The organism is Flavobacterium bernardetii (assembly GCF_011305415.1).
GTDB lineage: Bacteria > Bacteroidota > Bacteroidia > Flavobacteriales > Flavobacteriaceae > Flavobacterium > Flavobacterium bernardetii.
Genome location: NZ_JAANOQ010000008.1, coordinates 55,088 through 80,853 on the forward strand (window position 1 = coordinate 55,088; position 25,766 = coordinate 80,853).

The 25,766-nt window shown below is 30.4% G+C and carries 20 protein-coding genes; 10 read left to right on the forward strand and 10 right to left on the reverse strand.

Annotation, left to right across the window (positions count from 1 at the left end; translation table 11 throughout):
• The first annotated feature begins 22 nt into the window (after positions 1-22).
• A complete protein-coding gene (locus G6N05_RS13400; protein ID WP_166130534.1) occupies positions 23-472 on the forward strand; it encodes an SRPBCC family protein in 450 nt (149 codons plus the stop codon).
• Positions 473-482: 10 nt separating this feature from the next.
• Here the strand turns inward: G6N05_RS13400 and G6N05_RS13405 are convergent, their stop codons facing one another.
• On the reverse strand, positions 483-1,253 hold the full coding sequence (locus tag G6N05_RS13405) for a UbiA prenyltransferase family protein (RefSeq protein ID WP_317167489.1): 771 nt from the start codon (positions 1,251-1,253) through the stop codon (positions 483-485).
• Between the two features lie 192 nt (positions 1,254-1,445).
• Here G6N05_RS13405 and gcvP point away from each other — a divergent pair, with 192 nt between their 5' ends.
• The 7 genes from gcvP to G6N05_RS13440 all read left to right on the forward strand — a co-directional run bounded on the left by gcvP (position 1,446) and on the right by G6N05_RS13440 (position 9,198).
• Positions 1,446-4,289 carry an aminomethyl-transferring glycine dehydrogenase gene (gene gcvP, locus G6N05_RS13410; protein ID WP_166130542.1) on the forward strand — a complete coding sequence of 948 codons (2,844 nt, stop codon included), beginning with the start codon at positions 1,446-1,448 and terminating at the stop codon, positions 4,287-4,289.
• A gap of 164 nt (positions 4,290-4,453) precedes the next feature.
• The gene (locus tag G6N05_RS13415; RefSeq protein ID WP_166130546.1) at positions 4,454-4,825 is read left to right on the forward strand and encodes a group III truncated hemoglobin; all 372 of its coding nucleotides are present in this window, start codon (positions 4,454-4,456) and stop codon (positions 4,823-4,825) included.
• A gap of 119 nt (positions 4,826-4,944) precedes the next feature.
• The gene (locus tag G6N05_RS13420) at positions 4,945-6,003 is read left to right on the forward strand and encodes a 3-oxoacyl-ACP synthase III family protein (RefSeq protein WP_166130550.1); all 1,059 of its coding nucleotides are present in this window, start codon (positions 4,945-4,947) and stop codon (positions 6,001-6,003) included.
• Between the two features lie 101 nt (positions 6,004-6,104).
• The gene (locus tag G6N05_RS13425) at positions 6,105-6,650 is read left to right on the forward strand and encodes a class I SAM-dependent methyltransferase (RefSeq protein WP_166130553.1); all 546 of its coding nucleotides are present in this window, start codon (positions 6,105-6,107) and stop codon (positions 6,648-6,650) included.
• Positions 6,651-6,670: 20 nt separating this feature from the next.
• Positions 6,671-7,576, forward strand: a complete 906-nt coding sequence (locus G6N05_RS13430; RefSeq protein WP_166130556.1) for a glycosyltransferase — start codon at positions 6,671-6,673, stop codon at positions 7,574-7,576.
• A gap of 108 nt (positions 7,577-7,684) precedes the next feature.
• Positions 7,685-8,431, forward strand: coding sequence for an MlaE family ABC transporter permease (locus G6N05_RS13435; RefSeq protein ID WP_166130561.1), 747 nt, complete (start codon positions 7,685-7,687; stop codon positions 8,429-8,431).
• On the forward strand, positions 8,431-9,198 hold the full coding sequence (locus tag G6N05_RS13440; protein ID WP_166130565.1) for an ABC transporter ATP-binding protein: 768 nt from the start codon (positions 8,431-8,433) through the stop codon (positions 9,196-9,198). Before G6N05_RS13435 ends, G6N05_RS13440 begins: the two co-directional genes overlap by 1 nt.
• Positions 9,199-9,250: 52 nt before the next feature.
• Here G6N05_RS13440 and G6N05_RS13445 read toward each other — a convergent pair whose 3' ends face one another.
• Positions 9,251-10,585 carry a LamG-like jellyroll fold domain-containing protein gene (locus G6N05_RS13445; protein WP_166130570.1) on the reverse strand — a complete coding sequence of 445 codons (1,335 nt, stop codon included), beginning with the start codon at positions 10,583-10,585 and terminating at the stop codon, positions 9,251-9,253.
• A 369-nt stretch (positions 10,586-10,954) separates the two neighbouring features.
• On the opposite strand from G6N05_RS13445, the gene G6N05_RS13450 reads away from it, so the two are divergent.
• Both G6N05_RS13450 and G6N05_RS13455 read left to right on the forward strand, forming a co-directional pair.
• Positions 10,955-13,834, forward strand: coding sequence for a sensor histidine kinase (locus tag G6N05_RS13450; RefSeq protein ID WP_166130573.1), 2,880 nt, complete (start codon positions 10,955-10,957; stop codon positions 13,832-13,834).
• A gap of 7 nt (positions 13,835-13,841) precedes the next feature.
• On the forward strand, positions 13,842-14,588 hold the full coding sequence (locus G6N05_RS13455) for a LytR/AlgR family response regulator transcription factor (RefSeq protein WP_166130577.1): 747 nt from the start codon (positions 13,842-13,844) through the stop codon (positions 14,586-14,588).
• Positions 14,589-14,603: 15 nt separating this feature from the next.
• On the opposite strand, the gene G6N05_RS13460 is transcribed toward G6N05_RS13455, so the two are convergent.
• The 8 genes from G6N05_RS13460 to rsgA all read right to left on the reverse strand — a co-directional run bounded on the left by G6N05_RS13460 (position 14,604) and on the right by rsgA (position 25,758).
• Complete coding sequence (locus G6N05_RS13460; protein WP_166130581.1) at positions 14,604-18,047, reverse strand: gliding motility-associated C-terminal domain-containing protein; 3,444 nt, start codon at positions 18,045-18,047, stop codon at positions 14,604-14,606.
• Positions 18,048-18,136: 89 nt separating this feature from the next.
• Positions 18,137-19,384: a 3-phosphoshikimate 1-carboxyvinyltransferase gene (gene aroA, locus G6N05_RS13465; RefSeq protein WP_166130585.1), complete on the reverse strand. Its 1,248-nt coding sequence runs from the start codon at positions 19,382-19,384 to the stop codon at positions 18,137-18,139.
• Complete coding sequence (locus tag G6N05_RS13470) at positions 19,384-19,710, reverse strand: DMT family transporter (RefSeq protein WP_166130588.1); 327 nt, start codon at positions 19,708-19,710, stop codon at positions 19,384-19,386. The genes aroA and G6N05_RS13470 overlap by 1 nt, the downstream gene beginning before the upstream one ends.
• A 1-nt stretch (position 19,711) precedes the next feature.
• Positions 19,712-20,038: a nucleotide pyrophosphohydrolase gene (locus G6N05_RS13475; RefSeq protein ID WP_091309962.1), complete on the reverse strand. Its 327-nt coding sequence runs from the start codon at positions 20,036-20,038 to the stop codon at positions 19,712-19,714.
• Between the two features lie 190 nt (positions 20,039-20,228).
• Positions 20,229-22,235, reverse strand: a complete 2,007-nt coding sequence (locus tag G6N05_RS13480) for a DUF3857 domain-containing protein (RefSeq protein WP_166130592.1) — start codon at positions 22,233-22,235, stop codon at positions 20,229-20,231.
• Positions 22,236-22,249: 14 nt separating this feature from the next.
• The gene (locus G6N05_RS13485) at positions 22,250-24,133 is read right to left on the reverse strand and encodes a DUF3857 domain-containing protein (protein ID WP_166130595.1); all 1,884 of its coding nucleotides are present in this window, start codon (positions 24,131-24,133) and stop codon (positions 22,250-22,252) included.
• A gap of 1 nt (position 24,134) precedes the next feature.
• Positions 24,135-24,587, reverse strand: a complete 453-nt coding sequence (gene dtd, locus G6N05_RS13490) for a D-aminoacyl-tRNA deacylase (protein ID WP_166130600.1) — start codon at positions 24,585-24,587, stop codon at positions 24,135-24,137.
• Between the two features lie 190 nt (positions 24,588-24,777).
• On the reverse strand, positions 24,778-25,758 hold the full coding sequence (gene rsgA / locus G6N05_RS13495; RefSeq protein ID WP_166130604.1) for a ribosome small subunit-dependent GTPase A: 981 nt from the start codon (positions 25,756-25,758) through the stop codon (positions 24,778-24,780).
• Between the last annotated feature and the right edge of the window lie 8 nt (positions 25,759-25,766).

Here is a 25,766-nt window from a genome sequence, read left to right on the forward strand (position 1 = left end):
GTTACCAATACTTTTAATTAAAATGACAACCATAAAAATCACCACAAACTATTTCGCAACCATTGAAACCGTTTTCGATACCAATCGAAATATCGATATTCATCAGCAATCGGCAAGTAAAACTAAGGAAGTTGCTATTGCTGGAATTACATCTGGATTAATAAATAAAAACGAAACCGTGACTTGGAAAGGCAAACATTTTGGCGTGTATTTAACACATCAAAGTCTTATTTCTGAAATGGATTTCCCCACTTATTTTGTAGATGAACAACTAAAAGGACAATTTAAAAGTTTCAAACATCAGCATCTTTTCAAACAAAAAGAAAACTATGTAGAAGTGACAGATGTTTTAGAATACGAAACGCCTTTTGGCATTTTCGGCCAACTTTTCGATAAATTACTATTGAAAAAACATTTGACGAATTTCATCATACATAGAAATGCGGTTTTGAAAAATTTAGCAGAGAAATAAACCTACAAGTTTAATCGTAAACAAAAACTAACATCAACCACCAAAAAACAGGAATCGCTTCCACCCAGAAACTAGTATAATATCTCGATCGATTTTCATTGGCAAAATATAAAAACAAAGCAATAGAACCTGAAACTATAATTTTAAAAAGTAGTGGTGTATAATCATGATTCGCTTCGTATAAAAATTCTAAAAGAAGCAAAACAATCAAAAGTCCGTAGCCTAATAATTTGGTCTTTTCTACCCCTATTTGTTGCGGAACGGTTTGTAAATGTGGATCATCGGTATTAATATCTATGATTTCGAAAATCAAAACCAATACAAAAATCAGTATAAATCTTTGAATACTCAGTAATAAAACGTCAGATGTAAATCCAACTTTTGCGTTAATTAATGGAAGAATTACGGTAACGCCAACCCAGCACAAACTCACAATGTAAATCTTTATGCCTTTCCAATTTCTAGCATTTCGTTTATTTGGAAAAAACGGCAAAGTATAAAGCAACAACAATACAAAAACAAAAACTCCTACAGATTGGGTGATAAATTGCAATTTTAGAAAATAATAAAAACTAGCTAACCCACTAAAAATACTAAGGAGAATAATCAACCTCAATTCTTTCTTAATCGTTATTTTGTTTAACCTTGCCAACGCATCGTATTTTACAAAATTATAACCTACAATAGTTCCGAAAAAAGCAAAGGCTTTCACCTCAAAATTTTCTGATATGTTGAAGAAGTACATTGTCATGGAAACCAATGCAAAAGCCGATAAAGCCACGTGCAAACTGCTTTTAATATAAAAATCAAATATTTTCTTCCATATCACCATTCAACAAAAATAATCAAAGTGTTAATAACAAGCCTTATTAGTTGATAAAAATCACAAAATTTCAGTTTAAAAGCGATTATTTTTAACAGATTAATAATTACTTTTGTATCCAAATTTAAACACAACTTATTTTTATATATAATGAGAACAGATGCTTTTGCTTTAAGACACATTGGAACTGGTGAAAACGACCTAAACCATATGTTACAAACTATTGGAGTTGATTCACTAGATCAATTAATTTTTGAAACTATTCCAGACGATATTCGCCTTAAAAACGAATTAAATTTAGACGAACCAATGACAGAATATGAATACTTAAATCATATTCAAGAATTAGGTAAAAAGAATAAAGTTTTCAAATCATATATTGGTTTAGGATACAACCCAGCAATTGTTCCTGCAGTTATTCAAAGAAATATTTTTGAAAACCCAGGTTGGTATACTGCATATACGCCTTATCAAGCAGAAATTGCTCAAGGTCGTTTAGAAGCGATTTTGAATTTCCAAACAACAGTTATCGAATTAACAGGAATGGAAATTGCAAATGCTTCTTTATTAGACGAATCTACTGCTGCTGCAGAAGCAATGGCATTATTATTCGATGTACGTTCTCGTGATCAAAAGAAAAACAACGTAACGAAATTTTTCGTTTCAGAAGAAATATTACCACAAACACTTTCTGTTTTACAAACACGTTCTACACCACTTAAAATTGAATTAGTAGTTGGAAATCATGAAACTTTCGATTTCTCTAAAGAATTTTTCGGAGCCATCTTACAATATCCAGGAAAATATGGTCAAGCAAACGACTATACTTCATTTATAGCAAAAGCAGCTGAAAACGAAATTAAAGTAGCTGTTGCCGCTGACATTTTATCTTTAGCTAAATTAAAATCTCCAGGTGAAATGGGCGCTGCTGTTGTAGTTGGTACGACGCAACGTTTTGGTATTCCAATGGGTTACGGTGGACCTCACGCCGCTTTCTTCGCCACAAAAGACGAATACAAACGTTCAATGCCAGGAAGAATTATTGGTGTTTCAATTGATGTAAACGGAAACCGTGCCTTACGTATGGCATTAGGAACTCGTGAACAACACATTAAACGTGAAAAAGCAACTTCTAACATTTGTACTGCTCAGGTTTTATTAGCGGTTATGGCTGGAATGTATGCGGTTTATCACGGACCAAAAGGATTAAAATATATTGCAAATAAAGTACACGCTTCTGCACACACAACTGCTGAAGAATTAAATAAATTAGGGGTTTACCAAACGAATACTTCTTTTTTCGATACGATTTTAGTAAAAGCAGATGCTGCTAAAGTAAAAGCGATTGCAGAAAGAAATGAAGTAAACTTCTTTTATGTTGATGCAGAAACGATTTCGATTTCATTCAACGAAACGACTTCGATTAACGACATCAACCAAATTATCGGAATTTTCGCAGAAGCAACTGGAAAAGAATTTACACCTGTAAAAATCCTTTTACCTTCTGGAAGAATTACTGAAAACTTAGAAAGAACGTCAACTTTCTTACAACATGATGTTTTCAACAATCATCATTCGGAAAGTCAATTGATGCGTTATATCAAAAAATTAGAACGTAAAGATTTATCGTTAAATCATTCTATGATTTCTTTAGGATCTTGTACGATGAAATTAAATGCTGCTGCCGAAATGTTGCCTTTATCTATGGCAAATTGGAACAACATGCACCCTTTTGCTCCTATCGAACAAGCGGAAGGTTATTTAACTATGCTTAAAAAATTAGAACAACAGTTAAATGTCGTTACTGGTTTTACAGGTACAACTTTACAACCTAACTCTGGTGCTCAAGGTGAATATGCTGGTTTAATGGCTATTCGTGCGTATCATTTATCTCGTGGAGATGATCACAGAACGGTTTGTTTAATTCCTTCTTCTGCACACGGAACTAATCCGGCTTCTGCAGCAATGGCTGGAATGGACATTATCGTTACAAAAACAACTCCAGAAGGAAATATTGATGTAGAAGATTTAAGAGCTAGAGCTATTGAATTTAAAGATAGATTATCATGTTTAATGGTAACTTACCCTTCAACTCACGGTGTTTTTGAAAGTTCAATTATCGAAATTACAGACATTATTCACGAAAATGGTGGATTAGTATATATGGATGGTGCGAATATGAATGCACAAGTTGGATTAACCAATCCTGCTACAATTGGTGCTGACGTTTGTCACTTAAACTTACACAAAACCTTCGCAATTCCTCACGGTGGTGGTGGACCAGGTGTTGGACCAATTTGTGTGAACGATAAATTAGTTCCTTTCTTACCAACAAATCCTGTAATTAAAGTAGGTGGTGATCAAGCGATTACAGCTATTTCTGCTGCTCCTTATGGTTCGGCTTTAGTTTGCTTAATTTCTTACGGATACATTTGTATGTTAGGTGCGGAAGGCTTAACAAAATCTACGAAACACGCTATTTTAAATGCGAATTATATGAAAGCGCGTTTAGAAGCACATTATCCAGTTTTATATTCTGGAGAAATGGGAAGAGCGGCTCACGAAATGATTTTAGATTGTCGTGCTTTTGAAGACAACGGAATCAAAGTAACGGATATCGCAAAACGTTTAATGGATTATGGTTTCCACGCGCCAACGGTTTCTTTCCCAGTTGCTGGAACTTTAATGATTGAACCAACTGAATCAGAAGATTTAGCAGAATTAGATCGTTTTTGTGATGCGATGATTTCAATTCGTAAAGAAATTGCAGCTTCAACAAAAGACGATGCTCAAAATATCTTGAAAAACGCTCCGCATACTTTAGCTATGGTTACTGCAAACGAATGGGTTTATCCATATTCTCGTGAAAACGCAGCTTATCCATTAGAGTACATTGCTGAAAATAAATTCTGGCCAACTGTTCGTCGTGTTGATGAAGCGTATGGAGATAGAAATTTAGTTTGTAGCTGTGCACCAATTGAAGCGTACATGTAATATTAAAGTACGATTTTAGATTTACGATTTTCGTAGTCTAAAAACAAACAACTTTAAAATCCCAAATTCCAATTCGGTTTTTGGGATTTTTTTTTGAAATATGATAAATATCAATTTCTTCAAGAAGGAATGTTGTAAATTTGAAGTGCAAAAAATTGAACAAAATGAAAGACATAGAAACCCGTGAAGATATCATCCTAATCATAAGAAATTTTTACGATAGATTATTAAAAGACCAATCTATCAATTTCTTTTTTACTAAAGCAACTCACGTAGATCAACATTTAGAAGAACATTTTGAAACTTTAGCAACCTTTTGGGAACAAGGTTTATTTTTAAAAGGCGGTTATACTAACAACATGTTTCAAATTCATAAAGACATTCACGATAAACATCCTTTCACTCACGAACATTTCGAAATTTGGTTAGATCATTTTTATACTTCCATTACAGAAAGTTTCGAAGGTAATAAAGCCGACCAAATGAAAACTATGGCACTGAACATGGCAACTGTAATGAAAATAAAGTTTGCATAAATTCTGAAATCAATAAAAAAAAGGAATTATTTTAACAATTTCGTAATAATTAATTAATTTACGAATTGTTAAGCCTTTTATGACTCTCAATTTAGTAATTTAGACTAAAATTTGCCGAAATGAATATTAAAATTACTGGCTCAGGAAGCTACATACCTACAGAAAAAGTTACGAATTTAGATTTCGCAAAGCATTCTTTTTTAAATGAGGATGGTTCTGATTTTCCGTATTCAAATGAAATGGTTGCAGAAAAATTTTTAGAAATTACTGGAATTCAAGAACGCAGATATGTTAGCGATGATTTAGTGACTTCAGATATTGCCTTAATTGCCGCTCAACGTGCTATTGAAGATGCAAAAATTGATCCTGAAACTTTAGATTATATTATTTTCGCACATAATTTCGGAAACGTAAAACACGCTGCAATTCAAGCAGATGCGGTGCCAACTTTAGCATCTCGTGTCAAACAAAAATTACGTATAAAAAACCCATATTGTGTGGCTTATGATATGCTTTTCGGTTGTCCTGGCTGGATTGAAGGAGTTATTCAAGCGCAAGCTTATATCAAAGCTGGAATGGCGAAAAAATGTTTAGTCATTGGTGCCGAAACCTTATCAAGAGTCGTTGACATTCACGATAGAGATTCTATGATTTATTCGGACGGAGCTGGCGCTACAGTTATTGAAGCTACCGAGGAAGAAGGCGGTATAATTAGCCATGCTTCTGCAACTTACGCGACAGACGAAGCGGATTATTTATATTTCGGAAATTCATTTAATAAAGAGTTAGATGCAGATGTGAGATACATCAAAATGCACGGTCGAAAAATTTACGAATTCGCACTAAACAATGTTCCAAATGCGATGAAATTATGCTTAGAGAAAAGTGGCTACGAAATCACAGATATCAAAAAAGTATTGATTCATCAGGCCAATGAAAAAATGGACGAAGCTATTATTCATCGTTTTTTCAAATTATATAACCAATCTCCTCCAGAAGGTGTGATGCCAATGAGTATTCACAAATTAGGAAATTCAAGTGTGGCGACAGTTCCAACTTTATATGATTTAATCGTAAATGGAAAAATTGAAAATCAAGAATTAAAAAAAGGCGATGTGATTATTTTTGCTTCAGTTGGAGCAGGAATGAATATTAATGCGATTGTTTATAAAGTTTAATTTTTTTTTGTTTAAAGTTTCAGGTTTAAAGTTTCAGGTTTATTTACTATTTTTACACTCTTGTTTTAAACTTGAAACATTAAACTTGAAACAGTATTAAAATGTACGAAAAAACATATCCTAGCAAGCGCTTCAATATTACTTTAGATTTTTTAAAAAAACATATATCCACTTCTGAAACCATTTTCGATTTAGGTGTTCCTAATCCGTTTTCGAAAATTATGTTAGAAAATGACTATAAAGTTATCAATACAAAAGGGGAAGATTTAGATGCGAATCAGAACGCTTTACGCGAAGAAAATTACGATGTTTTTACAGGTTTTGAAATTTTCGAACATTTATTAAATCCGTATACTGTTTTAGAAAACGTAAAATGTGATAAAGTTTTAATTTCTATTCCTTTACGTTTATGGTTTTCATCGGCATACAGAAGTAAAACCGACAAATGGGACAGACATTACCACGAATTTGAAGATTGGCAATTGGATTGGTTGTTAGAAAAAACTGGCTTTAAAATTATCGATAGTGTGAAATTCACGCATCCTGTGAAAAAAATTGGTTTCCGTCCGTTATTGAGATGGTTTACACCAAGATATTATTTGGTTTACGCTGAAAGAAGCACCCTAACCCCTAAAGGGGGAATATAAAACGCAAAATAAGTTTTATAATGAACAAAATAAAATCAACACAAAATACTTCCAACTCCCCCTTCGGGGGCTGGAGGGCTTACTACATTATCATTCCTGCTTATAACGAAGAAGCTTTTATGGCTTTGACCTTACAATCTTTAGTAGAACAAACGGTTTTGCCATCTAAAATTGTTGTGGTGAATGATAGTTCTACGGATAGTACGGCAGAAATTGTGACTTCTTATTCAGAAAAATTTCCGTTTATTACTTTAGTCAATAAAAAATCGGATGCGATTCATCTTCCAGGAAGTAAGGTAATTCAAGCTTTTCATGAAGGTGAAAAACATATTGATGACAATTACGATATTATCGTAAAAGTGGATGCCGATTTAATTTTTCCAAACCATTATTTCGAAACAATTATCAAACATTTCCAATCTGATTCAAAAATTGGAATGGCAGGTGGATTTTGTTATATAGAAAAAAATGGCGATTGGGTTTTAGAAAACCTAACCGACAAAGACCATATTCGTGGTGCTTTAAAAGCTTACAGAAAAGAAACATACAAGCAAATTGGTGGCTTAAAACCAGCAATGGGTTGGGATACTGTAGACGAATTACTTTGTAAATTCTATAATTGGAAAGTCATTACTGATGAAAGTTTACACGTAAAACACTTAAAACCAACAGGTGCCAGTTATAACAAAGCGGCGCGTTACAAACAAGGTGAAGCTTTTTATAGTTTAGGTTACGGAATTTTCATTACAGCAATAGCTTCTTTAAAATTAGCGAGTAGAAAAGGAAAACCATTATTGTTCATCGATTACATAATGGGATTTTGGAAAGCCAAATCTTCAGGAAAACAATTATTTGTTAATTCCGAACAAGCCAAATGGATACGAAACTACCGTTGGAAAAAAATGAAAGCGAAGTTATTCAATTAGCCAATTAAAAATTAGCCAATTCATCAATTAAAAATATTATGTAATTTTCAAATTGGCACATCGGTAATTGACACATTAATTTACTATTTTAGCAGATATTTTTAAACTATGATGTTGATTAGATATTTATCTCAAATTGGTCGCTATTTCATTATGCTGAAAGACGTTTTCAATCGTCCTGTAAAATGGAGCGTGATGAAACAACTTATCTTAAAGGAAATTGATGATTTAATTATTGATTCACTTGGAATTGTGTGTTTCATTTCATTTTTCGTGGGTGGAGTTGTAGCCATTCAAACGGCTTTGAATTTAACTAATCCGTTAATTCCAAAATATTTAATAGGTTTTGCTACGCGTCAATCTATAGTTTTAGAATTCGCACCGACATTTATTTCTATCATTATGGCAGGAAAAATGGGTTCATTTATTACGTCAAGTATTGGTTCTATGCGTGTTACCGAGCAAATTGAAGCGTTAGAAGTTATGGGTGTAAATGCCTTAAATTACTTGGTTTTCCCAAAAATGATAGCCGCTACGCTTTATCCGTTTGTGATTGGAATCGCCATGTTTTTAGGAATATTCGGTGGTTATTTAGCTGGTGTTTATGGTGGTTTTACTACAAGTCAAGAATTTATTACAGGTTTACAAAACGAATTTATCCCTTTTCATATCGCATATGCTTTTATTAAAACGTTAGTATTTGCATTTATTTTAGCTACAATCCCTTCTTTTCATGGCTTTTACATGAAAGGTGGTGCTTTAGAAGTAGGTAAAGCTAGTACAGTTGCTTTCGTTTGGACATCAGTTGTAATTATTTTAATGAATTATATTTTAACCCAATTACTTTTAAGCTAATGATTGAAGTACACGACATTAAAAAAAGCTTTGGAGACCAAATGGTTTTAAAAGGTATTTCTACAAGTTTTGAAGCTGGAAAAACCAGTTTAGTAATTGGACAAAGTGGATCTGGGAAAACGGTTTTTTTAAAATCATTATTAGGCGTTCATCAAGTGGATAGCGGTCATATTTCATTTGACGGCAGAATTTATGAAGACATGAACAAAGATGAAAAACGTGATATTCGTACCGAAATCGGAATGGTTTTTCAAGGAAGCGCTTTGTTTGATAGTATGACTGTGGAAGAAAACATCGGTTTTCCATTAAAAATGTTTACTAATAAAACAGCAGCAGAAGTTAAAGAACGTGTCAATTTTGTAATTGATAGAGTAAATTTAATCAATGCCAATCATAAAAAACCCTCTGAAATTTCTGGTGGAATGCAAAAACGTGTGGCGATTGCAAGAGCAATTGTTAACAACCCGAAATATTTATTTTGCGATGAACCGAATTCTGGATTAGACCCGAAAACGGCCATTGTTATTGATAATTTAATTCAAGAAATCACTAAAGAATACAATATCACAACAGTGATTAATACCCACGATATGAACTCGGTAATGGAAATTGGCGAGAAAATCGTTTTCTTAAAAAACGGTTTATTAGAATGGGAAGGCACCAATAAAGAAATTTTCAAAACAGATAATGCAGCCGTTACAGACTTTGTGTATTCAAGTGAATTATTCAAACGTGTACGAAAAATGTATTTAGAAGATGACATATAAAAAAAAGGTTGACTCATTGTCAACCCTTTTTTTTCAACCTAATTAAACCAACTTAATTTTTAATAATTTTCTTTGTAGCAATATTATTGTTTACATCTTGAATTCTTACTAAATAAATCCCAGCAGGTAATTCAGAAACATTGATTTTATTTTCTTTTGAAGACATCACTTTCTGACCTTGTAAAGTAAATACTTCTACTAATAAAATCTCCTCTTTCGTATCAATATTTAAAATATCATTTACAGGATTTGGATACAAACCAACTTCTAAATTGTTTGCATTGAAGTTTTCAGAAGCAAGCATATTACTTGTATACAAATTTGAAATTTCTGTAGTATTCAATACATAGTTGTAAATTTTTAAATCATCAATAGCTCCGTTAAAATAATTTACAGCTCCAGTTTCGGCTGTACCAAGCTTAAATATATCAGAATTATTTACCGTATTAAAGGTTTTAGCTCCTGAACTAAATAAAACCCCATTCTTGAAAACTTTTGCAGTAGTACCGTCGTAAGTACATACATAATGCACCCAAGTATTGTTTGCATTTGTGTTTGAAAGTTCAAGATTTGCACCTCCATTTTCAAAATAAAGAATTGATGTGGGTCTAAACGCTAATCCATTTCCATTTGCAGTGTTTCCATAGTGAAATACATAATTAATAACACTATTTAAAACATTAGTTTTTGCCCAAACAGAAATTGTTCTAGCACCAGCACCATATGATAACCCAGCAATAGTAGCATTAGATCCCGAATTATTAATATTAATAGCTCCATTAGAATTTCCATGTCTGTCCGTTACAAATGAAGTTCCTGCATTTGAAGAAAATGCTGCATTCCCATTAATATTAGTGTACGTATTATTAAAAGTATATTCTGCAATAGTTTGAGGAATATTTTCAAACACTTTTGTATTATCAACATTAAAAGTAAAATTCCCACTAGTACAATACAGATAAAATTTAAAAGCTACATTGGCTCCAGTTGGAATTGTTCCTGCTGGAATTGTTGCAGAAAGTGTTTGACAAGTACTTGAAAAAGAAGTTGTTGTTGTTATTGTCGTCCAACTACTAGTTGTGAAATTATAATATTGAAGATAAAAAATACCTCCACCAGAGCCAGAACTTTTTTTATAATCTGCCGAAACAGTAATGGAAGCTCCAGTAGCTGTATATGTGGGAGTAGAAATTTCTGCACCTGATCCAAGTCCAGAAGTGGTGAATGAAGCAGAATAAACACCTGAACAAGAAGTCGTATTGGTAAAAGAAAAATTATTATTTGCCCAACCAGATGGAATTGTTCCTGATTCAAATCCTTGTGACACATTAATTTGTGCATTGGCAAATGAAAATGCCATTAAAAATAATAGTAATCTTGTTTTCATAATTTTTAGATTTTAAAGTTCGAGACAAAACTAACAAGTGAACCATATTAAATTGATGACAAGTTTACCAAACAAGGTTTTCCGTTTACGAAACTATAAAACAAGAGAAAACACAAGTAGGAATAACAAACTATATATCGCGAAAAGCAATAACTCTAATTTATATTTCTTCATAATTATATCTAGAAGTCTCATGTTTTACTCATTTATAAGCTAAAAATATTAAAAATAAAACGCCCTTATTTAACGAGTTTACAAAAGGTGCTTTTCCGTTTACCAAATTGGCTTACGTAAATTAAAAAGGTAGTTTCATTAACTGGCCACATTAATTAATTTAGTATTTATTACATTTGTTTAAAATCAAAATCCTTGCGAATACTTTTACTTTCTTTGTTTTTACTTATTACGAATTTAGGCGTTAGTCAAAATCCGTATAGTATAACTATTGATAAAGCTTCAGGACTTCCATCAAATAGTATTTACGATATTTTTCAAGACAGTAAAGGATTTATGTGGTTTGCTACTGGTAAAGGTTTATGTCGATATGATGGAAATAAAACAAAAGTTTTTACCGCAGATTTTCAAACTTCAAAATCGGGTTCTTGCATTGCTGAAGATGCTTTTGGAAGAATTTGGTATTGCAATTTTGACGGCTATTTATATTATGTAGAAAAAGAAAGTATTAAAGCTTTAAAACAACCCACTTCACTAGGATATTTTAAATTTGGAATCATCAAAAACGAATTATTTCTAATTCAACTGAATGCTGTTTTAGTGTACGATTTAAAAACATTACAACTTAAACACAAACATTCTATTCTTGATACACAAATCCGATTTTGTTTTGCAACGAAAGAAAAATTCTATGTTTTAGGCAATTTATTATACGAACTTGGTGCTAAAAACACAATCAAAAAACACCCTTTACCTAATAGGTTTTTTGAAGAAATAATTACGCCGATTATAAACACTTGGAACGGCAAATTAATTATTAATTCCAAATCAAATAGCACGTATTATAGTTTTGAAAACGAAAAATTTTCAAAACATAAATTGAATAATGCTCCTGATTTTATTCAGAATACGGCTATAACAGATAACTCCATTTGGATTTGTACACCCAACGGCGTTTATAAAAATGATTTGAATACAACCAAAAGCAAAACCTATTTTACAGATCAAAACATTTCTTTTGTTTATAAAGACAAGCAACAAAATTATTGGGTTTCTACATTAAATAAAGGCGTTTTGTTTATTGAGGATTTTACTAACAATTATATCGATTTACAGCCCAGACCACAATCTTTAGCTTTAGGAAAAAACGAAATTTTCATCGGTGCAGAAAAGGATTTAGTATACAAACTCAACTGTAAAACGTTACAAACTGAGAAAATATTTGAAACAGAAAGCAATCATTCCATTAGCCAGATTTATGCTGATACTGTAAATGATAATGTTTTTTTCAATTCTATAAAATTCAATATTTTAGATAAGAATAATCAGATTAAAAGCGAGTTTTCAATTGCTATAAAAGACGTTAAAAAAGTGGATGATAAATACTTTTCATTTGCAGCAAGCGGATTAGTTGGTATTTTTTATATCGACAAAAATTTAAAAAGCAATTGGGATTTTATCTATGAAAAAAACAAAAACATAAATTTCTCAGGATTTAATCAAGTGGCATTATTGATTAACACAAACGGAAAATCTACAGAATACAATGCTATAAACAACACTATTTATTACGCCACAAATAATGGATTAATTGCAGTAACTAATGACGGAAAAAGCAAAGAAATAAAACATAATAACGAAACACTTTTTCTAATAAAAATTCAAAAATATAAAGATAAAATCATCGGGCTTTCAACGGCTGAAAAATTATATTGCTTAGATTCGAAAAACAAAGTTACCGTTTTCAAACTGCCTTATTTTATTGCTAAAGAAAAATTTAATCGCTTTTTTATCAGAAATCAGTATTGCTATTTATTTTCGGAAAATAGTGTCTATGAATATGATTTGGAAAGCAAAAAAGCACAGAAAGTGATGTCGATAAGTAATGACATGGAAGCGACAGATGTGATTTTAAAAAACAACCAACTATTATTCGCCACATCAAAAGGAATTGTAATAAAAAACCGGAATGAAATTGGTAATTATCCGAAACCTAAACTAATTTTAAATGAAATTCAGATCAATGGAAAAAGACGTGAAATTGAGGAAATAAATCAATTAAATCCGGAAGAAAACGACATCACAATTAATTATTCCGTTTTATCATTTATTCCAAATGAAAATTATCGTGTTTCCTATACCATTAATAATTCAGGTTGGAAAACATTGGATGAAAACGATAAGAATTTAAAACTATCTTCTTTATCATCAGGAAATTATACTATTCAATTAGCCATTATTTATAATAATGAAAAAACAGAATTACAAACCATTCAATTCGAAATTAAAAAACCATTTTGGCTAAACACCTTCTTTTTGATTGGAATGGGAATATTGTTTTTAGTCTTAATTTATAGTTTCTACAAATGGCAAATTCTTAAATTAAAACGCAAAAACGAATTACAACTAGAGAAAGTAAACCTGGAAAAAAACTTGAATCAGTCGAAATTAAAAGCTATAAAATCGCAAATGAATCCGCATTTCTTTTACAATGCGTTGAATACTATTCAGTCTTTTATTCTTTCTAACGATAAAAAACAAGCTGTTAATTATTTGTCGAAATTCTCCACATTAACACGTACGATTTTAGAAATGACCGAAAAAGATTTGGTTTCAATCACAGAAGAAATCAAAACGTTGAGTTTGTATTTAGATATAGAAAAAGTTAGATTTAATGATGATTTCAATTACGAAATATTTGCAGATTCGAATGTTGATGCTGACAATATAAAAATTCCATCTATGTTTTTACAACCTTTTGTAGAAAATGCGGTAAAGCACGGATTACTTCATCAAACAGAAGAAAAAAAGTTGAAAATTCATTTTGAAAAAGTGGCGGATCAAATTAAAATCAGCATTGACGATAACGGAATTGGTCGTAAAAAAAGCCATGAATTGAATCAAATAAAAAACAACAAACATCAATCTTTCGCCACAAATGCGATGCAAAATAGAGTGAACTTACTGAATCAATTTACTCAGAAGAACATTTCAATTGAATACATTGACAAGCAAAATCAAAATAATCAATCGTTAGGAACTACCGTTGTATTTGTAATTCCTATAATTTATTAAATCCTTTATGAAAGCTATAATTATTGACGACGAAAAACGAGCACGAGTTTCATTAGCTTTACTTTTACAAGAGTATTGTCCGCAAATTAGCGTGGTTGCAGAATGCGAAAACTTGCCAGAAGGTGTAAAAGCAATAAGAAAATTTCAACCCGATTTGGTTTTGTTAGACATTGAAATGCCAGGCCATAGCGGTTTAGAATTATTAGATTTTTTTGATGAAAATGATGTGAATTTTTCTATTATTTTTACTACAGCATATAACGAATATGCCTTACAAGCTTTTAAATTTTCAGCTGTCGATTATTTATTAAAACCTATTAATCCTGAACAATTAACCGAAGCTATTACACGTTTAGAAAAGCAAAAACAAAAAGTAGAAAATTACAAACTTTTAAAAGAAACGATCAATCAAGACAGTTTAACAAAAATAGCTGTGCCTTCTGGCAATACTTTAATTTTTATTGATACAACAAAGATTTCTCACATTAAAGGTGAAGGTGCTTATTCAGAAGTTTTTTGCAACAATGCAACTAAACATTTAGTTAGTCGAAATCTGAAAAATTTTGAAGACATTTTGTGTTTAGATTCAAGATTTATGCGCGTTCACAAATCATACATTGTAAATTTTGAAAAGGTTGTCGCTTATAACAAATCGGATGGCGGAAGTTTAGAATTGGAAAATGGAATTCACATACCTGTTTCGCAGGATAAAGCACAAATTATTTTAGATCGAATTCAAATCATTAAAAGATAATTCTGTTTTTATAATTTATCTTGTCACATAAACCCAGCCCGTTTTTGATTGCCCTGAATTCAATTTTAAAACATAAAAATAAGTAGCATCTGGCAAAATAGCACCATTATTTGCTTGACCATACCATTCTTTTTTATAACCATTTTCTTTAGAATATATTTCTAAGCCATATCTGTTGTATATTTTAATTGCATTTACATCAAAACCTGATAAATCAAAATAATCATTCAAACCATCATCGTTTGGAGAAATACCTTTTGGGATTTGGCAGGCTGTGCTTAAAACGCTAATTCCTTTTAAAACTTGACAAGTATTTTTTTCAATTGTAAGAGAATAATCGCCAATATTTCCAGACTGAGTTTGAATTGGGTTTAACGAACTAGTAAAACCATTTGGACCTGTCCAATTAAAATTTATAGCAGCATCAAATGTTCCATTTAAAGGAATTGCTGTTAAAGTTTTTATATTATTTTCACAGGTTTCATTAATATAAAATTCAGGTAAACTAGTAACTTCAATCACAAAATTAAAAGGATCAGAATTACAACCATTATTGCTCACAATTAAAGTATATTGACCAATTGAAACACTTTGAATAGCATTAAATTGCAGCATTGTATTGGTTGAGGAAAAGTTATTTGGTCCTGTCCATTGGTAAGAATAATTGGAATTATTCATATTTGGATTAATTTGCAAATCTTCACCTTTACAAACTGAATATAGTGTTGACATAGAAGTTATTACTGGCTTTTCAATGATATTTATCGTAATAATGGCCTCATCTGAACTAGCGCAAAAACCATTCACCACATATTTAAATTTATAGACACCATAATTCACGGATGTAGCATCCCAAATTCCATTAATTGGTAAACTATTAGAAGTTGTAATTTCTTCCCAATTTCCGTTGGAATCAAACGTTCCTGATAAATAAGAAGTCAAATTGATTGAATTTTGTAATCCACATAAATTGATAGTACTATCTAAACCAGCCAATGGTGTAGCTTGTGTTAAAATAGTATACGTCTTAACAGTATTTAAACATGATGTTGGATTTCCATTATGAATAATTCTTACATAATAAATACCACTATTTGCTGACGATAAAAATGGATTGAAAGTCAAAACATTTGTTGTACTTAAAATATTTGAGGGATTACCATCTTTCCACCATTCATATTGCAAGAAAGCGTGAGTATCAACTGTTAAATTAGACAATTGGTTTTCACATAAATTGGATGTAATTTGAATTGGAAAACCCGTATTAATTTGAATTTGATGATTTAAAACATTACCACAACTGTCTTCAATTTGAAAGTTATAAATGGCTGGTTCTAAATTTGAAAAAACATTATTAGTCCCATTATTAACAAAAAATGGTTGGTTATTTTTCGATGTAATTCTGTAAATTAATTGTCCAATACCAACAGCATTTAACTGAATCGCAGAAAAACCATTTCCACAGTTTATAACATTATGATTTAAAACTTTTGGCTGTCCTAATACTTCAAATTCTTTGATTGTACGAATACAAGTTACAAAATTAAAATTTCTGTAAGCTTTTATTATTCTGAACTTCCCTAAAAAACTTAAATTTATGTTCCATTGGTTATGGCTTAAAGCATAAAAATTACTAGGATTAATTAAATTGTTAATGATTTGCATTCCCGTTATTGGATGTTCCCAATTGCCTGTTACAGCATTAAATTTTTGAAGTCCGTAAGCAGCTTGATTACCATTTCCTTGATGAGTAAATTTCAAATTAAAAGAGCTACAAAACTGTTGAATTTCAATTGTCGTACCGCTGTCAACATAACCCAAAACATTAATAATATCAGTTTGAACATTTCCACAAGACGATGTCATTTGAACCGTATAACTTCCTTGTGGTACATTAGTCAATGAAAAAGCATTATTGGTAGCAGGTGAAATAATATGAGGTAAAGAAAAAGGATAATTATTGGGTGCAGAAAGAATCTGTAAACTTGTAATAGTAGCTGAACCATAAAGTCCATAAACCGAACCAAAACCTAATTCACATTCGGGATAATTATTAACACTTAAACTTGCAGATTGCCCTGAACCAACTGTAATGTTTTTTATATGCAAAACACCACAAGAATCAACAATATGAAATACATAATTGCCAGCTGGAAAACCAGTATGTGTCCAATTATAACCTGAAGTACTAATAAACGCTGATAAATTTTCAGGCAAACTTCCAGTGTATGTAGCTGGTGCGGAAACTAAAGTTACACTTTGAATGGTAACATCGTAAACTTGATTAATTGAAAAAGAAATTTCACCACAACCATTACTTGATGCAGTACCTAAAACTGGTGTTTCAAAATCTAAGACTTGAAAATTGACTGTGAGTGTTTTTCCACAAGCATCTGTTAGTTTAACCGAATAATTACCTAACACCACATTTAATTCTGTTTCTTGAGTAAAATATGGACCAGGGAAACCAGGATTTAATGTAGATGGATTATAACCTGCAGGCGAAATTAGAAATTCTATCGTATAAGGATATACTGCATTTGTTGTAGAAATATTAATTTTTGGAGAACAACCGTTTAAAGTAAATACTACAAAACTGAAATTATTATTAATTAAATTATTATTACTTACTGTAGCGTTTCCGCAAGCATCTATAATTTTAACATCGTAAAAATAATTCCCATCAAATCTTGGTGTAATTTGTTCAATTCCTTGATTACTAAAAGAGGTCAAAGTTTGCGTGTAAATTAATGGCGGAGCACTATTTGGCGGATAAACTTTAAATTCAACATTTAAGGGATAGGCAATATTTCCGTTAGAGTAATTTGTATTGGCTTTTAACTTAACGGTACTACAAGTTAATTCATTTTCAATTAAGGAAAAAATTGATAAGGGTGTGTAATTTTGAATAAGGGTAAAACTATTAACAACAGCATTTCCACAAATATCAAATACTCTTATTGAATAATTTCCAACTGGTAAGTTGGAAAAAACATTTGAGACTTGAGCTGGCATTGTGACAGGCCCCGTTAACAATTCGTAACTAACAGCATTTCCAGTAATAACATTTGCAGTTAAAACTCCATCATTACCGCATTTTACTTTTTGATGAGAAATGGTAAAAGTCAAATTTTCAATATCATTTGAAATTGTTGCATTTTGTTGTTGTGAGTTCGTATTGGCTCCTAAAGATTGATTAGCAATAACTTGATAATTCCCAGCACTTAAACCTGTTAAAGAAGAATTGGTTGTTGTAGCTATTGGAGTTGTAGTGTTTGGCAATAAAAAAACAGTATATACAATTGTAGCTCCAGCAGTTGTGTTACTTACCGAAAAATTTAACGTTCCATTACCAGAACAAAATTCATCCGTTGCAGTAATTTGCAAATTAAAATTTGATAGTTGTGAAAAACCAAATTGGAAAAACCCTAATAATAAAGTTAAGTAAAAGCTCTTCATTGAAAATAATTTCTTACAAGATACAGAATAACAGAAAAGGTTGCGTTATAGTTTAACTTTTTTAACAAAAAAATAGGTTTAAAAAAATTTTAAAACAAAAATCCAATTTTTTTCAAATCATCCCAAAAAGTTGGATACGATTTTGAAACTACTTCAGCATTTTCAATAATAATTGGCACTTTTAATGCTAAAGGAGCAAATGCCATAGCCATTCGATGATCTTGATAAGTTGCAATGCTTACGTTTTCATTAATTCCTTTTGAAGAAAGTATCGTTAAGGAATCATTTGTGATAGAAACTTCTGCACCAAGTTTAGTTAATTCGTTTTTTAAAGCTTCTAACCTATCCGTTTCTTTGATTTTTAAAGTATGTAACCCTGTAAAATGACATTCAAAACCTAATCCAAAACAAGTTACTGCAATAGTTTGCGCAATGTCAGGCGAGTTTTGTAAATTCAGCTGGAAGTTGGAAGCTGGAAGTTGGAAGTTTTCAATCTTTCTTAGTAAGATTGAATTTTCTTTAAAAATTGTTTCCACTCCAAAGTTTTTATAAATTTCAACCAAAATGGCGTCGCCTTGTAAGCTGTTTTCTTTATAACTTGATAATGTAATTTCTGTTCCAATTTCTGATAGAGCTACAATTGAATACCAATAAGAAGCGGAAGACCAATCACTTTCAATGGTTAAAGGTATTGGGTTTTGGGTATTTGGTTTTGGATTTACTTTAATAATATTTTTTTCAAAACTAGTTTCAACACCAATTTCGTTTAGTAAAGCTAATGTCATTTTGATGTATGGAACAGAAGTAATTTCACCTTCTAAGGTTAATTCTAAACCATTTTCTAATTTTGGCGCGATTAACAACAAAGCTGAAATATACTGACTGCTTACATTTGCTGGTAACGAAACTTTATTTTTAGTTATCTTTTTTCCTTTAATTTTAATAGGTGGAAAACCTTCATTTTCAACATACGAAATTTCTGCACCTAATTGATTTAATGCATTTACTAAAATTTGAATTGGGCGTTCTTTCATACGAGAAGAACCCGTTAAAACTACTTCATTTCCTTCTTGTATTGCAAAGTAGGCTGTTAAAAACCGCATTGCTGTTCCAGCATGATGAATATCGAAAAGCTTGGAGTTGGAAGATGGAAGATGGAAGTCTTTCAATACTTTCAACATCACTTCTGAATCATCTGAATTAGAAGTATTTTCTAAAGTTAAATTTGGATATAAGGCTTGTAACAACAACAATCTATTGGTTTCTGATTTAGAACCTGTTATTGATATTTCAGATTTCAGATTTGAGATTTCAGATCTTTTTAGGTGTAAATCCATTAGTGAGAAACAAATTTTAATCCAACAATTGAAGCAATTAAAGTGAACATAAAAAATATTCTCCAAAAAGTGGCTGGTTCATTAAATATCAAAATTCCAATAATTGCGCTTCCGATAGCGCCAATTCCTGTCCAAACCGCGTAAGCCGTTCCGATAGGTAATTCTTTGGTGGCTTTCACTAATAAAACCATACTTATGGTTAAGCAAATTAAAAATCCGCCATACCATAGTAAAGAAGTATTCCCTGAAGTTTCTTTAGCTTTCCCTAAACAAGTAGCGAAACCCACTTCAAACAAACCTGCAATTATTAGTAAAATCCAATTCATGTTATTTTAATTTTTCATTATTTTGATGACGATCGTGATCGCGATTGGTTTTTAAATCGAGTTTTTTATCAAATGCTTCTTGCAAATTGATTCCAGTTTGATTCGCCAAACATAAAACCACAAAAACCACATCTGCTAGTTCTTCACCAAGGTCTTTATTTTTATCTGATTCTTTTTCAGATTGTTCGCCATAACGACGCGCTATAATTCGGGCTACTTCACCAACTTCTTCAGTCAGTTGTGCCATATTGGTTAATTCGTTAAAGTAACGAACCCCGTGATTTTTTATCCAATTATCAACTTCTAGTTGTGCATTTTGTATGTCCATTTTATTTCTTTTTTTTGAATTTCGGTAAGATAAAACTATAAAAAATTGACATTACTAATCCGAATACTAATCCAAATTTTAACGATTTTATCCAATCATTATATTGTAAAAAATTAACTAATACGGTACAAATTGTAGCGTTAAGTAAAAACTCTTGAAATAGTTTTTTAAAATTAAACTCATTCATAAACTATTGCTTTTTAAGTACAATCTTCTCATTCATTTTCAAATACACTTGATTGTAAAAAACTTTCAAAGTATCATAATAATCAGATGGAACCATAGCTGAATTAATATAAAAATTTGAAACAATTTGTATTTTATTCCCAGTTTGACCAATTAAAAAAGAAAAAGAACTTAAATTATCTTCTGTAGCAATATTCATTTTCTCTGGCATTGATTCAACAACATAACCTTGTGGCAAATTATAAGTTAAAGTATAGCTATCATGTGTTGGATATTTAAAATCTATTGGATAATCTCTTTTATCTTGTTTAAATGGATTTTCGTCAATTGCAAAAAACAATAGTGGTTTAAAAAACAGTTTATCATTAATTACTTCAATTTCATTAGTTGAAGTGAAATTATAATCTTCCTTTAAGGATTCTTTTTCGTCTTTTTTGTTTTCAATTTTGTATTCTGAAATTTCAAAACCAGACATATTTTTTTCAATATTTTCTAAATAACTTTCTTCAGAAATAGCATTATTTTTTTCTCTGAAATTATAAGCTCTATTTTCCGTTAAAGTTTCTTTAATATTCCCTTTAATAGACTGATTGTCGACTGAAGCGAAAATCATAACTGATTTTTTAGAATGTACTTTTGGTGATAAATCAACTTCCGTTGAAGTCCCATTTTCTCTAACCAATCTTCCAATATAATTTAATGCTCTAGTTGGAAGCACATCTGGTTTTAATAATTTATCTGTTGCATCCAAAAAGACTATTTTATCACCAATTTCTACACCACAAATTACATAATTAAATGCATCAGAAGAAGGGTATAAATTTATAGCTCGGCTTCTTGTTGTAAGTAAAACAGGATTAGCTTTTATACCAGAATTTCTTAACATCTTTGTTAAAATTAAATTTATATCTGCTACATTTCCAACTCCTTCTAAGTAAGCTTTTTTTACACCAACATCTGTATAAATACCAGATAAATTATTCCATTTAACTTTATTTTTTACAAAATCGAAAATTTTAATAATTTTTTCATTCTCAGATAATATTTGACCTTTTATTAATTTATTTAAATCCTCTTCAAAATAAGACTCTTTATTTAATTCTAAACCAAAATCTGAGTTTTTATATATTTTTTCCACAACATCTTCCCATGATTGTGAAAACATTTTAGTTGCTTGATTCTTAAATTGAGTAGAGGCTAATTCATGTTGTACTCCAGATAAATAATTTACAATATTATTAGAATAACTTTCTTCAACTAACGCAGGAAGATTTTTTAGAGTAAACTTATTTGTTGTTTCAGAATACTCCATATTCTGAGTTGAATAATTAGTGGAACTAGCTCCAGAAACACCTGGAATGGTTCTAAACTTATCTTTCAATTCAATATTTATTGCTTTTACATCTGTTTTAAAAACTGGTTGAATAAACCCGCGTGTATAATATTTGAAAGTCCAATATTCTGGGATCTTTGTAACAAATTCAGAATAATCTACAGGTATAACTTGTTGAAATTGCCAATCTGGAATATTAGATAAATAAACACTTTTAATAGTGTATTTATATTCAATAATTGAACCTTCTTTTACGTTTGGAAGCGTGATTTTTTTAAATTTCCAATATTTATTATATTTTTCATCAAACTCACCATCACTATTTAGTTTTGTTTTTTCTATTTTTCCATTCACTAAATTATAAGTTGCAGCTTTTGAAAAAATTAAAGACTCATCTTCCTGCGAACCAACATAATAAGAAACTTGTTTATTTGCCCAATCAAAACCTGACTTCTTGTAAATTTTTATTTTTGCTACAACTTCAGTTATTAATACAAATCCATCGCTTTGAGTATACTCTATGCATGACTTTCCTTTATTAAATAAAATGGCAGCAACAGCGGAAGTATCCGTTGGATGTTGTTTTTGGTTTAATTCTGCGATTGTTACTTTTCCAAGATCATAATCTTGTGCTAAAACTAAAACTGGAAACAGTAAAGTTAAAATTAATTTTTTCATAAGTTGTGTAGTTATTATTTTGTGTCTATTATTATTTTTATGTTGTCTGATTTACTAATTTGTTCTATAAATTTTCTGTACGTTTCGTAATCTTCTTTGGCATAAACACCATCAAAAATTGTTAACTTTCTTTTGTAAATTAATTTATTATTTTCAAATATCACACTTGCGTTATACTCGCCAAACTTTTCTTTTAAATTAAGTTTTTCAGGTAGTTGAGTTATCGAATAATTTTCTGGTAAAGCAATTTCTATTTCATCAGCATCTATAAAACCATACTCAATTTCAAATGAAAATTTTTTATTTCTATACTTTAAAGGAATTCTAGAATACCTATTTAATACATTTAATGGAAGTATAATTGTGTTTAAACTTTTTTCAAAATAATTTTCTGCTTTAAAACTAAATGCTTCAGAGAACGAAAATTCTTCTTCATTATTCTTGAATTTTAAATTTGAAACTTGCAAATTATTTAAATGACCAAAGTGATCTTTATAATACTCAATTTGATCTTTTGAATTCTCATTTTCTAAGTGAGATACATTTTTGTATTGTATGTTTTTTGATATAATTTCTGCATTTCCAGAAATGGTTCCGTCTTCTAAAATTAAAACTTTTGATTTAGTTTCTTGCGTATTTTTTTCCGTTTTATATTCTGATGTTTTTACAATTTCAGATCCAATTGGCTTAATTATTAAAGCATTTCTATTCGAAGTAAAATCACTTAAATAGGAAAATGGATTGGTTTGACTCGTACATTCTAAAAAGATATAATCATCATCATTAGGTACTGATAAAATAGCGTGATTACCTTGCATCGAAACAATTTCTTCATCAAGTTTTCTTTTGTCACCACCATAAAGAACAGTATAATACGATTCAATATCATACGCTTTCAATAGAGAACGTGTAAAATTACTTAACGCTTTACAATCGCCATAACCATATTTTTCTACATCAGAAACATCCATTGGTTTCCATCCGCCAACTCCAACTTGAATACTTACATATCTAGTATTATCTTGAACGTATTTGTAAATTTTTTTGATTTTATCGAGTTTAGAATCGTTAACTGAAATAATATTATCTAATTTCAATTTGGTCTTTTCAGAAATAGTACTGTTCTCTTTAATGAAATAATCATAATACATTTTACCAAATTCACTCCAAGAACTCATATTTAACTCATAACCTTCCAAAGAAGCTTTGTTTAAATACATTTTAACCATTGGTAACTCTTTATAATAATCGGAATTAACTTCAGGTTTAATTGCCATTATGTTTTTAGCTGAAAAAATAGTTTTTTTTGCTGAATCCAATTTTTCAACATTAAACTCTTCAAGTTTTTGAAGTTTTAGATTTACTTCAAATTCTGGGTTTTTAATAATTTCTAAAGTAGCATTTAAAACGGTTTCGTTTAAATTTGCAATCGGCAACCAAGCTTTTAAAAATGCCGTGTTTACAGATTCTGTTTCACATTCATATTCCAAAACAAAAGGATAAATAATTGGAGTGTAATCCAAATATAATAATCTGCTATCTGAAAATATGGTGGAATCATCTAATAAACTTCTATCTTTAAAATCATCTTTGAAAAATTGTTTCATTTTTCCTCCGGAAGCATTGTAAATAGTAACATTCAGTTTCTTAATTCTATTTGATTTATTATAATTTTCAGATAAATCTAAATTATTAAAACCAATTTCATTTAAAACCAACACAACATATTTACTCGAACTATTTACTCTATTATAGCTTTTATATTCTATAGTTTGAAAATCAGAAATCTTAACTGTATTTGCATTTTCTTTTTGCTCTGGTGTGATCTCAGGGATTTTTATATTTTGGCCAAAAGCAATATTAATTCCTAAAAAAACAATTAAAAAAACAATTCTCATATTACTCTTTATTTTTACTATCTATAATTATGGTTACTGGTCCGTCGTTTACTAATGTAACTTTCATATCAGCACCAAATTGTCCGGTTTGTATTTTCTTACCTAATTCGGTTTCTAATTGTTGTACGAATTTCTCATACATAGGAATAGCAATATCTGGTTTTGCCGCCTTTATATAACTTGGTTTGTTGCCTTTTTTGGTTAATGCATGAAGTGTAAATTGACTTACAGCAATAATTTCACCAGCAATATCTTTTACAGAAAGATTCATTACCTCATTTTCATCAGCAAAAATGCGAAGATTTACAATTTTTGAAACCAACCAATTACTATCTTCCGAAGTATCTTCTTCTTCAATTCCTACTAAAACTAATAAACCTTGATTTATTTGTGCGACAATTTTTTGTTCAATTTCAACTGAAGCTTCAGAAACTCTTTGTATGACTATTCTCATTTTAACATATCTTATTAAACGTAATGAATGCTGAATTTATTTGCTGCGAAGTATAAAAAAAACATTAAATAGAATAAAATTTAAAAAACTAAAGCAGTAAATATAAGGTAAAAATAAGAAATATACTATTAATAATCATTAAGTAAAATTTAATAATTAATTAATTTGTGTGGCACGATAAATATTGTCTCTACGATTTTCGGGTTTCATCGCTGGCAATTCGGTCTTCTCCGTAAATATCATTACGGAAATTTTCTTCGTCGCCTTCTAATATTTTTAAATAACTTTGGTATCTGCTCCAAGCAATTTTATCTTCGTCCAATGCTTTTTTTACCGCACAATGAGGTTCTTCTTTATGCAAACAATTGTTGAATTTACAATCTTCTTTCAGAGCAAAAAATTCAGGAAAATAATCAGAAACTTCTGGTTTTTCCATATCTACCATTCCAAAACCTCTAATTCCAGGTGTGTCAATAATTCGAATATCGTTAGCCAAATCGAACATTTCCGCGAAAGTGGTAGTATGTTGCCCTTGCGAGTGCGTATTAGAAATTTCTTTGGTTTTTAGATTCAATGTTGGTTCAATTGCGTTTACTAATGTCGATTTTCCAACACCTGAATGTCCAGAAAACATTGAAACTTTTCCTTTCATTAAATCCATCAATTCCGCAACACCTTTATTGTCAGTAGCTGAAACGCGCAAACATTTATAACCGATATGTTCATACGTATGTTGCAAATACAATTGCTCATCTAAAGTCGCATCGTCAAAAGTATCAATTTTATTAAAAATTAGAATTGCTTCAATTCCGTATGCTTTTGCAGTTACCAAAAATCTGTCGATAAAACTGGTTGTGGTAGTTGGATTATTAATAGTTACAATTAAGAAACCAATATCAATATTTGAAGCAATAATATGTGTTTGTTTCGATAAATTTACCGATTTACGAACGATATAATTTTTACGATCGTGAATATTGGTAATGATTCCGTTTACTTCATCAACTGTTTCATCCAAATCAAAATCCACCACATCACCTACCGCAATTGGATTGGTACTTTTAATACCTTTCATTCGGAATTTACCTTTGATACGACAATTGTAAAATTTATTTTCGGTAGATTTTACGTAATACCAACTTCCGGTTGATTTATAAACGGTTCCTGTCATTCTAAGTT